This window comes from Acinetobacter gyllenbergii, from assembly GCF_001682515.1.
Taxonomy (GTDB): Bacteria; Pseudomonadota; Gammaproteobacteria; order Pseudomonadales; family Moraxellaceae; genus Acinetobacter; species Acinetobacter gyllenbergii.
In genome coordinates, this window is sequence record NZ_KV575261.1 from 397954 (window position 1) to 411707 (window position 13754).

General features: G+C 41.6%; 7 protein-coding genes. 2 read left to right on the forward strand and 5 right to left on the reverse strand.

The features are described from left to right. Positions 1–248 precede the first annotated feature (248 nt). From NG55_RS02130 to NG55_RS02150, 5 genes are all read right to left on the reverse strand, one after another. On the reverse strand, positions 249–2888 hold the full coding sequence (locus tag NG55_RS02130; RefSeq protein ID WP_065342178.1) for a bifunctional aconitate hydratase 2/2-methylisocitrate dehydratase: 2640 nt from the start codon (positions 2886–2888) through the stop codon (positions 249–251). Positions 2889–3148: 260 nt separating this feature from the next. Continuing rightward, positions 3149–3508, reverse strand: coding sequence for a hypothetical protein (locus NG55_RS02135; RefSeq protein WP_004806476.1), 360 nt, complete (start codon positions 3506–3508; stop codon positions 3149–3151). A gap of 102 nt (positions 3509–3610) precedes the next feature. Further along, on the reverse strand, positions 3611–4096 hold the full coding sequence (locus NG55_RS02140) for a DUF4124 domain-containing protein (protein ID WP_065342179.1): 486 nt from the start codon (positions 4094–4096) through the stop codon (positions 3611–3613). Positions 4097–4344: 248 nt separating this feature from the next. Further along, a complete protein-coding gene (locus NG55_RS02145) occupies positions 4345–8850 on the reverse strand; it encodes a translocation/assembly module TamB domain-containing protein (RefSeq protein ID WP_065342180.1) in 4506 nt (1501 codons plus the stop codon). 50 nt (positions 8851–8900) lie between these two features. Then, positions 8901–11615 carry an autotransporter assembly complex protein TamA gene (locus NG55_RS02150; protein ID WP_065342181.1) on the reverse strand — a complete coding sequence of 905 codons (2715 nt, stop codon included), beginning with the start codon at positions 11613–11615 and terminating at the stop codon, positions 8901–8903. Positions 11616–11774: 159 nt separating this feature from the next. On the opposite strand from NG55_RS02150, the gene NG55_RS02155 reads away from it, so the two are divergent. Beyond that, complete coding sequence (locus NG55_RS02155) at positions 11775–13097, forward strand: MFS transporter (RefSeq protein ID WP_141669875.1); 1323 nt, start codon at positions 11775–11777, stop codon at positions 13095–13097. Between the two features lie 3 nt (positions 13098–13100). Further along, positions 13101–13736, forward strand: coding sequence for a 2-polyprenyl-3-methyl-6-methoxy-1,4-benzoquinone monooxygenase (gene coq7, locus NG55_RS02160; RefSeq protein ID WP_023269540.1), 636 nt, complete (start codon positions 13101–13103; stop codon positions 13734–13736). The last annotated feature ends 18 nt before the right edge of the window (positions 13737–13754 follow it).

Here is a 13754-nt window from a genome sequence, read left to right on the forward strand (position 1 = left end):
CATAAACAGTAAAGTTTATTGTTCATGAATAATTAAAATGTATTGATGATTTAATTAGCATAGAAAAGAAGCAAATTTGAAATTGCTCAAGAAAAAATACAGATTAAAGTTATTCTGAAAAGTAAATCTTCATTTTTAATACATTCACTTTGCCTAAATTGTTAAGTCACATCTGGCATAACGATTAGGCACAATATCAAAAAAATAAGGGCTGATTACTCAGCCCTTATTTTTAGCTCACTAACGTATTAGGTCAATTGAGCAGCTTGGATTTTCTTGGTATCAACTTGATCAGCTTCTTTTGTATATTCGCTCATCTTGTCGAAGTTCAAGTATTTGTAGATGTCAGCAGAAGCGCTGTCGATTTGTGACGCGTACTGTTGATATTCTTCTGGGCTTGGTAATTTACCAAGAACCGCAGCAACAGATGCAAGCTCAGCAGAAGCTAAGTAAACGTTTGCACCTTGACCTAAACGGTTCGGGAAGTTACGAGTAGAAGTCGATACACATGTTGTGTTCGGTGCTACACGTGCTTGGTTACCCATACACAATGAACAGCCTGGCATCTCTGTACGCGCACCAGCACGACCATAGATGTTATACAAGCCTTCTTCCATCAATTGATGCTCGTCCATACGAGTTGGTGGAGCCAACCATAAACGAGTAGACAATGAACCACCAGGTACTTTGTCAAGTAACTGACCCGCTGCACGGAAGTGACCGATGTTAGTCATACAAGAACCGATGAATACTTCATCAATCTTGTCGCCTTGAACATCAGAAAGAAGTTTCGCGTCATCTGGATCGTTCGGGCAGCAAAGAATTGGTTCTTTGATGTCAGCAAGATCGATTTCGTAAACTTTTAAATATTCTGCATCAGCATCTGCTTTCAACAAGCTTGGGTTATCTAACCACTTCTGCATGTTTTCAGCACGACGCGCCATTGTACGCGCATCGCCATAACCTTCTGCGATCATCCACTTCAACATGGTGATGTTAGAACGTAAGTATTCAGCAACTTTCTCTTCAGAAAGTGTGATTGAACAACCAGCAGCAGAACGCTCAGCAGATGCATCAGAAAGTTCGAATGCTTGCTCAACCGTCAAGTCATTTTCCATTTCTGATAAATCGATCTCAAGGATACGACCAGAGAAGATGTTTTTCTTACCTTTCTTCTCTACAGTTAAGTCACCCGCTTGAATTGCGTAGTAAGGAATTGCATGTACAAGGTCACGTAAAGTGATACCAGGTTGCATTTTACCTTTGAACTTAACCAGTACAGACTCAGGCATATCAAGTGGCATAACGCCAGTTGCAGCTGCGAATGCAACAAGACCAGAACCCGCTGGGAAAGAAATACCGATTGGGAAACGAGTATGCGAGTCACCACCAGTACCAACAGTATCTGGAAGTAACATACGGTTTAACCAAGAGTGGATAATACCGTCACCTGGACGTAAAGATACACCACCACGGTTCATAATGAAGTCAGGTAATGTATGGTGAGTTGTTACGTCAACTGGTTTTGGATACGCAGCAGTGTGACAGAAAGACTGCATCACTAAGTCAGCTGAGAAGCCCAAGCACGCCAAGTCTTTTAACTCATCACGTGTCATCGGACCTGTTGTATCTTGAGAACCAACAGTGGTCATCTTCGGTTCACAGTAAGTACCCGGACGGATACCTTGGCCTTCAGCTAAACCACATGCACGACCAACCATTTTCTGCGCTTGTGTAAAGCCTTTGCCAGTGTCAGCAGGTTGTACTGGTGTACGGAACAATGCTGATGGTGCAAGACCTAATTCTTCACGCGCTTTTGCAGTCAAACCACGACCAATGATCAAGTTAATACGACCACCAGCACGTACTTCGTCTAAAAGTACAGGCGTTTTAAGCTCAGCTTCTGCAATTTGTGCACCGTCTTTGAATGCAGTTACTTTTGCAGCAGCGTGATCAATTTTCAATACAACTTCGTCGCCCATGTTCATGTTGGCAACGTCGATTTCTACAGGTAATGCACCTGCATCTTCCATTGTGTTGAAGAAAATTGGTGCAATCTTAGAACCTAAGCACACACCACCATCTTTTTTGTTTGGAATGTGTGGAAGTTCGTCACCGAAGAACCAAAGAACAGAGTTCGTTGCAGATTTACGCGAAGAACCTGTACCAACAACGTCACCCACGTAAGCAACTTGGTTGCCTTTCGCGATCAAGTCTTTGATTTGGTTTAATGGACCAACTTCACCTGGTTTTTCAGGGTTGATACCATCACGCTCGTTTTTCAACATTGCGTTTGCGTGTAATGGGATGTCTGGACGGCTCCAAGCGTCTTGCGCTGGAGACAAGTCATCGGTATTGGTCTCACCTGTTACTTTGAACACAGTGATTTTGATTTCTTCTGGAACGTCAGCACGGCTTGTGAACCATTCTGCATCAGCCCAAGATTGTAATACCGCTTTCGCAGCAGCATTGCCTGCTTTTGCTTTATCAGCTACGTCATGGAATGCATCAAATACAAGCAGTGTTTTCTTTAACGCTTCAGCCGCTAATTCTGCAAGCTCAGCATTGTCTAGAAGTTCAACAAGTGGTGCTACGTTATAACCACCAAGCATTGTACCTAGTAAGTAAACTGCACGTTCTTTAGATACGAGTGGAGAGGTTGCTTCGCCTTTTGCAACAGCAGCTAAGAAAGCAGCTTTTACATATGCAGCTTGGTCAACACCTGCTGGAACACGATTTTCTAGTAAATCTACTAAATAAGCTTCTTCACCTGCTGGTGGATTTTTTAATAAGGCTACGAGTTCAGCTGTTTGAGCATCATCAAGTGGCTTCGGTGGGACTCCGAGTGCGGCACGTTCTTCAACGTGTTGGCGGTAAGCTTCTAGCACAGTGTTATTCCTCTTTTCTAAAAAATTACTTGTAAGTTCCAGCTTGCTACAAGCTTTACAAGTAATGTGGACAAGTAAAATTTTACTAGACTTCGCGTTAAATGTTAATGCAACTACCGTATTTCTACGTGATGCCCATTATTTTATAGCGAAATGTTCATCCCTTTGAAATACCGCTTTGGTCTTAGGTTAAAGTCTAATAAAACAATAAATTACATCCATAAAAAAAGACAAACGGTGTTGTCTTTTTTATATACACATTAAAAAAGTTTATAGTTTGGCAGCTTGTCATGTGGGGTAACCAAGCATTCTTCCATAAACTGTTTCTTTAAATTTTCACGTAATGCTTCTGGATCTTTTTTCAATTGATCAACAGGAAGTGCATAAACTGTATCCAAAATTTTAAAGATAAATTTACGTGTCATCTCATCTTCAATCTTTGCCGCATATTCCGTTGCTTGTTTTTGCTCTATTCCATTTTGACGATCTAGCGTAATCGAACGTGCTGCGTTGCCCACACTGACGCAATAGCCATGCCATTGTTCTTCAGGGGTTAACGGCTTTTTCTCAGCACAACCAGCCAAAACTAAACCTATTGCAATAAACAAAACTTTTTTCATCATCATACTGCGGCTAATTTGATGCACACATCATACTGAAACTTGTTGATTTTGCAAAAGGAAGCCTTTAAAACAAGGCTTTCCGTAATAAAAACATACAAATCATTTGCTACAGCGCATGTTATTGCCTAACTTTTGACATTTTCCACCATTGGCAGAGAGGTATGTCGTTCCTGCGACGAGATTATAGGACTTACCTTTCATATCCCAACATCTAACCCCATTGCAGTTTTTGACAGGGATAAGCATGTCACTTGTCGCGCTAAGATTGCTTGTTGCTGCCGTGGTCGCAGTGACAGGCTTAGTCGATGTTGTTGCGGCAGTTGCGGTTACTGTTGTAATTTTTGGCTCTTTGGGCGTAGTCACCGTTTGTACATTTGCTTGTTGCGCGACCGTAGTATTGGCATTCTTTTTTACAGGATCAAGTTGAGGTTCTTGTCTTTGTACAGGTTGCGGTGTTGCGGAATAAGTGGTGACCCCTTTGGCATCAACCCACTTATAGTATTCCTTGGCATTGACTTGGAGTGTCGAACTGAGGAGCACTAAGCCAAACACTGCCCAAAGCTGACCAAAAGTGACAGATTTCATTTATTTTCTCCAAAAAATGTCATAAAATCGTTTATTTTCAATGATTTAAATTAATTCTATCACATTTTTAATTTTCTAAAATCATTGGTTATAAAATCTGTTTAAAAAGTTTCCTCAAACCATTAGTCCGCATTAATTTTATGTGAATGCTTTTTGAAGGTTCGGGCTGTTTTACACTCATAAAAAAAGAGGAACTATTTCAGAGAAATAATTCCTCTTTGTGATGCTAAACCAAACTTAGAGTCGGCTTAGAATCTCCAGTTATAGAATACGTCAATCGCACGTTCTAAGGACTGACTCGCTTCCAGATATAAACGACGGTTCATCTGATAACGCAAGGTCAATTTATTTACTGGGGTAAACACACCAATACCATAGCGAATAAACAGATCTGGCGTGATATAGCCTGTCAGACTCACTTGCGTATCATCACCTGTACCCTGTGCGTCTAATGCCAAACCACTCAAACCAAAGGTTCGACCAATCTGGTTAGTCAAGGCTCGCGTACCGCCCAAGCCCATACTAATACCCGCAGCAGCAATAGTGTTATTTACGTCAGACTTAAAGCCTTCGGTATTACTTAAACCACTGTTACCTTCATTAATACGACCTGTCAGTAAGGCATTTAATGCTTCTTGTTCAGACAAGCCTGCATCGTTATAAATTTGAATATTCGGTACAGTGGCTGTTCCTGTGACACGCACACCAACCATGCTACCCTGAACTGGTTTATTGGCATCAATATCCAGTGTCGGGTTGGCCAACGGCCCATTGAAACGTGCAATTGCTCGGTTCAAATCAAGACTTTGTCCATAGGCTTCGATCTTCACCTTTTGACTGACGCCAATCGCACCATTGGCACGCATGGCTGTTTCTAAACCACGCTGCGATAAGTGCAAACGACCGACCAATGGAATGGTACTTTCGAAACCTTGGAAAATGACTTGGTTGCCTAAACTTACGGTCATATCGGCGCGAATATCCCACGGTTTAGCTGCTTTTAAAGTTGCCAGCAAGTCTTGACCTTGTTGAACCACACGCACATCAGGTGATAAGTTCACCACCGTCGCAGAACTTTCTGGCATCGAGATACGCGCACGCGGCACATCAATTTTCCCTTTCAAGCTTAAGCGCTGCGCAAAAGGATAAACATCCAAGCTTAAATCAGGCTCTACAATCGCCGTGATCATTGGTGCTTGGCGTACCAATAAGTTTTCACCTTTCAGGGTCAGATTTAAATGTGGGTCATTTTTCCAATCAAAATTACCCTTCAAACGTCCAACACCTTGACCACTATTAAATGCGCCATCAATACTAGCAGATTGCTGACGTATAGAAGAATACAGCTGAATATTACTTAAATTCACTGGCAGAGAGATCATCGAAATTGCACCATTTTTCAAGCGCATCTCACCGACAAACTCAGGTTGAGTTAAAGTTCCATTCATTTTACCTGCCAAGGCCAGAGTCCCTGACATTGAGCGTACATCTTTGATAAATGGCTTAAACACTTTCAACTGCACATCATTAAATGCAACTTCACCGCGCATTGGCATATTGGCTTGATATGGATTAACAATCACATTGGCATAACCTGTCCCAATGTCTGGTGTTTTCATATCGACACGTAACAACAAACCTTCGCTGATACTTTTCGCAATCAAACTCAATTCATCATAAGTGACCGTTGTAGCAGGATCTTGTGGATCATCCGCCGCCAATCCAATTTCACCTTTCTGGGTGACTAAACGCGCGTCCAGCTTCGGATGACTCCCCTGAGCCCAAGACGCTTTGGCATAGCCATTCAGTTGGCCTGTGACCGCTAAACCTTCAGGCATGAAGGCGGTAAAGTCTTTTAAATCTAGATTTTTGGTAATAAAGGAGAAGCTACCTTTAGCTTTGCTAAGGCGCGCAGGCTGATCTAGACATAATTGGCTACTCGAACTCTGCCAGCAATGCTGACCGACATACAATTCCTGTTGTGCCGTGGTATAGATAATCGGCGCACTTTGGTTTTGTACCAAACTGATATTACGCGAAGTAAAGTTACCTTTTTGCAATTGGCCTAACCAGTCGTTCTTCGGATTAAAACCACCTGCCAGTTGTAAATAGAAATTCGATTGACGGTTTTTACTCTCTACCTTTAACACATGTGCCTTGCGCGTTCCCGCTAGATTCACGGTTGCATGTTCGATTTCACGATTGCCATTACGCAAACGGTCTAAAGTTGCAGTCAGCTGAGTAGGTGTGGTTTCAGAAGTTGGCAATTCACCTTGCACTTTTAATGAACGAATCGTCACCAGATCATTAAAGGCGAAATTATCAACCATCATATTCGCTGTTGCTTTTAGGCGTGGCTGTGACTGTACATTTAAACTGCCATAGGCACGACCACGCAAGCCCGGATAAAGCTCATATAAGGCAGGTGCATTCAACTTAATACGTAGGTTTTGGGCATTGCCTGTGGCTTGTAACTGGTTCTGTGCATAGGCAAAGAATAAGTCATTGGCTTCAAATTGTTGTGGTAAGAAACCCGTTTGATTCGAATCAAGCAATAAACTCAGATTACCGCGACCACGAATTGGTTTGTTATTCAGGAAGCCTGCAACATTGAGCTGACGGATATCAATCCGTTTCAGTTTATCCGACCAAACACCAAGTGTTTTAACCCGTCCAGAAACTTCACCTTTGACACTTGAAACAAAATATTGAGGTTTAAAGCGTACCAATGAAGCATCAATATCCCAACCCAGTTTATCTTTGAGGTTGACCGCACCCGTTGCGAAGATCTTTCCAGCAACCCCATCGTGATTAAGTTCATTAATCTTGATGTAATCAGGCGTACCTGCAACCTTAATCTTTAAAATGCCATTAGCTTGATTCAAGGCATTCAAAGAACCATCATAATCCACGGCAAAACTTTTAAATCCACCACCAGCTTTTTCATCATGGAAAATCAGAGCTGTCGAACTTTTACCTTTTAAGGCAATTGTTTCAGCTTTATTTTCTTGAGGTAACTGACCAGTTAAATCAATTTGTTCAAAACGAATGATTTGTTGATTTGGTTTGGCATAACCAATGGCTTTGATTTCACCATTCAATAGATTGATTGGGGCGGCCGCAGCAATGCTTTGCGGATTAAAATTCTGTGCTTTGAGCTGAGCTTGCCACGAAAGTTGCTGCTTTTCGGTTGGTAACTTAACTTTGGCCTGACCCGACAAACTGCCTTTTTCCGCTTCATAGCGGAAACTTTCCACATTTAATAGATCGCCTTTTACATCTAAACGCGCATCATATTTTCCTGTTGGCAATAAAGCCTGCTCATGAGGACGAACCGTTGTAGTGAGGTAAATGTCTTGCTGACCTTCTTTTAAAGTCAGATTGGTATGACCTTCTTCACTACTGAGCCAGCCGATATAAGGCATGGCACGATCAATCCCTTTCCATGACACATCCAATAGCATTGGTTGTACTTTATGGTCTTTTTCTTCCGCTTGGTCCAGTTGAACCGCCCAAGTCTCAAACTTATCAAATGCAAGCTGTGCATTCAGCGCCAAACCTTTTTCCATTGAACCTGTCGAGTTCAGGCTCGCATCCAAGTTCGGAGGTAAAAAATCTTGTGCAATTTGCGGTACGGTTTTGTCTTTCGAATCCAAGCCTTCTAAACGACCTTTGATATCCCAAGACACATGATCCTGCCAGTTTACAAAACCGAGCAAGCTGACCACCCCACCCATCAATTGGCCATTAAACTCACGGATATTCAATTGATGAGTTAAATCAGTATCCATCAGTGCTGTATATTGCCCCTCTGGCACTTGCTCGCCTTTAAGGTCTGTATTCAACGTTAAAATCAGTTTCTGGATGTCGCCATTAAATTTTGCAATACCATCTTTTGCAAACAGCTTTTGATCTTTGAGTAATGGCAAATGATAGTTTTTAAAGAACAGCTCACCATTCATCGGCACATGTTCACGTACAGGATGGACGACTGCCCAACCTGTGAGCAGGTCTGGAGTTCGAGTTGCCACGCCAACTTTTAAGGTATCTAGAGACCCTCTGGCTGCAACTTTAATGACATCAATATCCAAACTTTTAAGTGCAGGAATGATCAGATCAGCAGTCGCATTGAGTGGATATTTACCACTAAAATCCATCTCTCCTGAAGCATTGTTAACTGCTAAAAACTCCATTTTCATGCGTGAGTCTTCGAACTTTAATTTGGTTTCTGACCATAAAGCATCTTTTAGATAAATATCGCTAAAATCGACTTTCGAAGTAGTGGTTTGCAATTGCAAATGGTCGAGCTTGGCTTCATCAACCCGTAATACAAAAGGAAGTTTGATCGGATCAAATCCAAACGGTTTGCCTGATGGTGGTTTCTTATCAAGAATCTTTAGATTACGAACATCAGCATGGCTAAGATGCACTTCTTTTTTTAGAATCGCTCGCCACCCCAAAGACACATCGGCACGATCTAAAGAAACATCAATTCCCTCCAGTCGCACTAACACATTTTTTAAAATAATGCCTGAAAGCAGATTACCACTTTCATATTCGTATTTAATGGTTTTCTGGCTTTGAAGTACACGGTCTAATAGAAAACGGCTACCCTTATCCGTTGACATCATCACAAGCAAAGAACTGACCAGTAATAAAAGAATGATCAGCACAATCAGCACAATATTTCGAGCAATGCGCCGTGGTGGTCTTGGTTTTGTTGGAGGGGTAAGTTGCTGTTCTACTTCCGTCATAATCAACCCGAGATTGTTTTGCCCTGATTAAATACAGGGCTAAAAAAGTTTTAAAGCTGTGGCCCAATAAAGAAATGTAATCGAATTGGATTATTATCATTAGAAATGCCCGATGCGATATCTAATCGAATTGGTCCAATTGGCGATCTCCAGCGGATACCAACACCCACACTATATTCTGTTGGGTTACTAAATTGTTTGTCATAAGCGTTACCAAAGTCCGAGAACACTGCAGCACGCCAGCCATCTTTAAATTGATAATTGTATTCTAAGGAGCCAACCCCTAAGGCTTGACCACCGATCTTATAGCCGTTTTCTTCAGGTGATAGGCTTTTATAGTCGAAACCACGTAAAGACTGATCACCACCCGTAAAGAAACGTAAGTTATAAGGAACTTTATTAAAGTCATCGGTAAAAATATAGCTTGCATCGCCACGACCGACAAATTGGTGATTGTCGTTTTCACCCAATGAATAGATAAAACGCCAACCTGCACTTACGATTGCCATATTGGCATCTGAGAGTAAAGACTCTGTACCCAGTTCAACTTTATAGGTTTGTTTAAAACCTTTGGTTGGATTCAAACGGGTATTGCTATTGGTTTTAGATGCTTCATAACCTAAGAGCAAAGATTCTTGCTCAGAATCAATTCCTGAAACTTTAAAAGCATCTGGCAACTCATCGACATTGACATCACCTTTTTTGGTGAGGCGGTCTAAACGATAACGCAAACCAAAAGTATGTTGCCAATCACCCAATGGATTTTTAATGACACGTTCACCACCCAGTACCGCAGATTCAACCAATAAGTTGACATCTGGGCCAATGTCATCGCGAGTTTCACGCTCATAACCACCAACAAGGTTGAAATAGTCATTTAACGGGTGTTTATAAGGAATACTATAACGACCATCAATCGACTGTCGGATTTCAGAGACCTCAACGTTCGCGTCAAAAGAGTGACCATATTTATTGACAATGGCACGACGGTATTGCGTACGAATACGTGCACCCGTATCGGTACCATAACCAATACCGGTTTCAAGGCTGTTTAAACGATCAGCATTTAGCGTCACGACCACAGGAATTTTGCGCTCTGCCCGTGCTTGTTCTTCGAGCTTCTGACGTTCTTCATCGTCGTCGTCATGTGCTGGTAACACTGGCATTGAACGCGCCAAAGCAGGTTGCGCTGGTTCTGCACCAGAGAACTGTGATTCATCCACCACGTCCTGTGTCACCTCTTGCGCAGAGGTAACTTTTGCACGAGCCAGATCTGCCTTCTGTTGACTGCTCATCAATTGCGATTCTTGCACACGTTGTTGATCAACCAAAGCCTGTAGGTCAGGTGGTAAATCTAGAGGGGGTTGAATCGCATCAGGTTTGATCGTATCAACCAAGGTATAGTTAAAATAACGACTATTGGTTAAATTATTTGCCAATGCATTGACACGCCAGAAAGCATAATCATCATCCTCTTTCCAAGGTGCTAAACTGTCGAGAACCTTTTGGGTGAGCGGCAATGGTTTACTCGGATCACTCATCCGATACTCAACTTTCTTTAACTTATAGCGCTCGCCCGTTTCATAATTTAAATTAATTTCAGCAGTTTTTTCTGGTTGAGTGATTTTGACATCATGCAATCGCCAAAATGCATCGAAATAACCGTTATCCGAAGCCACCGTAGTAATTTTAGTTTTGGTTGCTTCATAAGCGCCGTGATTAAAAATATCACCGACATCTTGCTCTGGAATTAATCGAATCACTTGGAATTGAGGTGTATTAGCGCCTGCACCCGTAAATTCAATATTTTGTTCTTTAATTTTGACGGGTTCATTTGGAACCACAATCACCTTCACTTTGCTATCACTTTCTTTCACAAAGGTATAAGTGGCATTGTAATAGCCTACCGCTTGCGCCGCCTGATTGGTCAAAGCACGCAATTGCGGTAAGGCAACATTAAAATCCTCAAAAGACTCTTGGGTGAAGCTAGACAATTTAGCTTTGATATTTAATGCCAAAATCGCAGGTGCGCCAGTCACATCTGCGGAAATACGCGGAATTTTATCGGTATTGAGTAAATTATCTGGACGGAAACGATTTACAATTCGTTTAAAGAATCCAACCTTTTCCTGCGGTTGATCAGACTTAGGCTGCAATTCAGCTAAAGTTTTACCTGTTTCATTGGCCTCCACCACGATTTTACTGTCTGCTTGAATCTCACCCATCAGTTGATCAATATTCAGTGGTGCTTGTTTAATTTCAGTCAGTTCAGTCTGTGATGCATCAGCGATGATCGGCTCAGGATTTCTTGCGGTGTTTTCTCGATACGCTTGTGCTTGATTTTTTGCATCTTCAGCAACACGGAAGATTTCATTTGCCATGTTTTGATCGACAGGAATTACAGGCAGATTTTCTAAATTGTCATCCAACTGAATCGGTTTTAATTCGTTAATTTGATTAGTGGATTGTTCTTGTTCTTTTAGCGCTGCCAAACTGTCTTGCCCAGGCAATACACCTTGATCCGCAAGATTGATTGCTGGCGCTGTTGGTGCTAATGCAGGAGCTGCCAGTTCAATGGCTGGTTCGGTCTGCTCAAGCGCTTGATTTTCAGGCACAGCCGATTTTTGTTCTTGTGCATAAGCAACTGATATGCAAGAACTAATTAAAAAACCACTACAAATAAGTTTAGGAAAACCCTGCATTTTAAAAATTAAATGCATAGAATGAACCAGTGTCGACTGTTTAAACTTCGTTTTAGATGGCATGTAAAACTCTAAATTTGTTTTTTAATTTATCGTTTTTGATGGGTGAAATAACTTCAAATCTTTGATTTTTCATCCAATCAGACCTAGGTATCATACATGCATTTCATCACATTTTTACAGTTCGTCACATTTTTTTATAAATCACAATGAAGTGAACACATGATGAAACAAGATGAGCACTTAATGACATCACGTCGGTTTGCCCCGATGTTTTTCACACAGTTCTTTGGCGCACTGAATGATAATGTATATAAGCAAGCGCTACTGCTAGTGATTACCTATGGGTGGATTCAACAACAAAGTGCATCAATCAGCACATTAAACAATTTAGCAGCCTTATTGTTCATTTTGCCCTACTTCTTTTTTTCAGCGACTGCCGGCCAAATCGCAGATAAATACGAACGCTCACAACTGATTCGCTTTATTAAAATATTAGAAATCGTGATCATGTTGATTGGTACTGCTGGCTTCCTGCTTGGGAATTTGTGGTTACTATTATTTGCCTTGTTTTTAATGGGCACCCATTCCACTTGTTTTGGTCCAATCAAATATGCCATTTTGCCTGAAATTTTAAAGCCGCAAGAGTTGATGTCAGGCAATGCCTTGTTTCAGTCAGGTACATCGATTGCAATTTTGCTGGGGATGATTTTAGGTGGTGCAGTGATTGCCACTTCAGAAGGTAATCTACTTTGGATCAGTGTCACTGTTATCACTATTGCTTGCTTAGGCTATTTGTGTAGCCGTTTTATCTTGCCGCAGAAAGTCGCCGCACCTGATTTAAAAATTGACTGGAACTTTATTCGTACCAGTTTTCAGACTATCCAATATGCCAAAAGTATCCCCGTTGTATTTGTAATTTTGTTGGGTAACTCTTGGTACTGGTTCTATGGTGCAACCTATTTAACCCAGATTCCGCAACTGACGCAACAAAACCTACATGCCTCAGAAAATGTAGTGAGTCTATTACTCACCTTTTTCTCGGTTGGTATTGGCGTCGGTTCTTTACTTTGCAGAAAAATCGGGGGTTCGGATATTAATATCAAGATGGTGCCCTATGGCGCAATTGGTTTAACAGTTTTTGCGCTATATCTAGCAGCAAGCCTTGCCTTTGTCCCTGAGCGTACAGGTGAATTACTCAACTTAAAAGATATGTTTACGCTCGGTGCTGTCTATTACCATGTCATGCTGGCAGTGACTTTACTGGGCATTAGTGGTGGATTTTATATTGTGCCACTCTATGCCATGATGCAGGCCTATTCACCACGCTCACATCGTGCGCGTGTTGTCGCAGCAAATAACATTTTAAATGCTGTATTTATGGTCTCTTCTGCAGTTTTCTCTATTTTAATCTTAAGCTTTTTAAAAATTGATATTAAAATCTTATTTACCATTACCGCTGTTTTAAGTGCGATTTTTTCATTTTGGTTATTAAAACGCCTAAAACCTTTATTAAAAAATGCACCCAATACATTAGAGGATTAATATATGCGTCATTACACCGGTCTCGATAAACTTATTAATTCCTTTGATCAAGCCTTACGTAGTTTAGTTCCTGGTGCGACTAGTGCGCAGCGCAGCAATCCAGCCGATGAAGAACCATCACAACTCTGTGTCAGTGATGCCCGTCATGTTGCTGGCTTGATGCGCGTCAATCATAGTGGTGAGGTGTGTGCTCAAGCGCTCTATCACGGGCAGGCACTCACCGCAAAACTACCGCATGTGCGTGAAGAAATGCAGCAAGCAGCAATTGAAGAACAAGACCATTTGGCATGGTGCGAAGACCGCTTAAAAGAATTGGATAGCCACACCAGTGTATTAAATCCAATTTGGTACGGCCTATCTTATGGGATGGGTGCAATTGCAGGTATTGCAGGCGACAAATACAGCTTGGGTTTTGTAGCTGAAACTGAACGCCAAGTGAGTCAGCATTTGCAAGAGCATATTCAACAACTACCTGCTCATGATGAACGTTCACGGAAAATCCTCGTACAAATGAATGAAGACGAGTTACATCATCGTGATACTGCCTTAGAAGCTGGTGGCGTGAACCTACCCGCGCCTGTACGGATTACTATGACCGCTATTTCGAAACTAATGACTAAAACCAGTTATTATCTTTAACTTATCCAAGGGAATTAT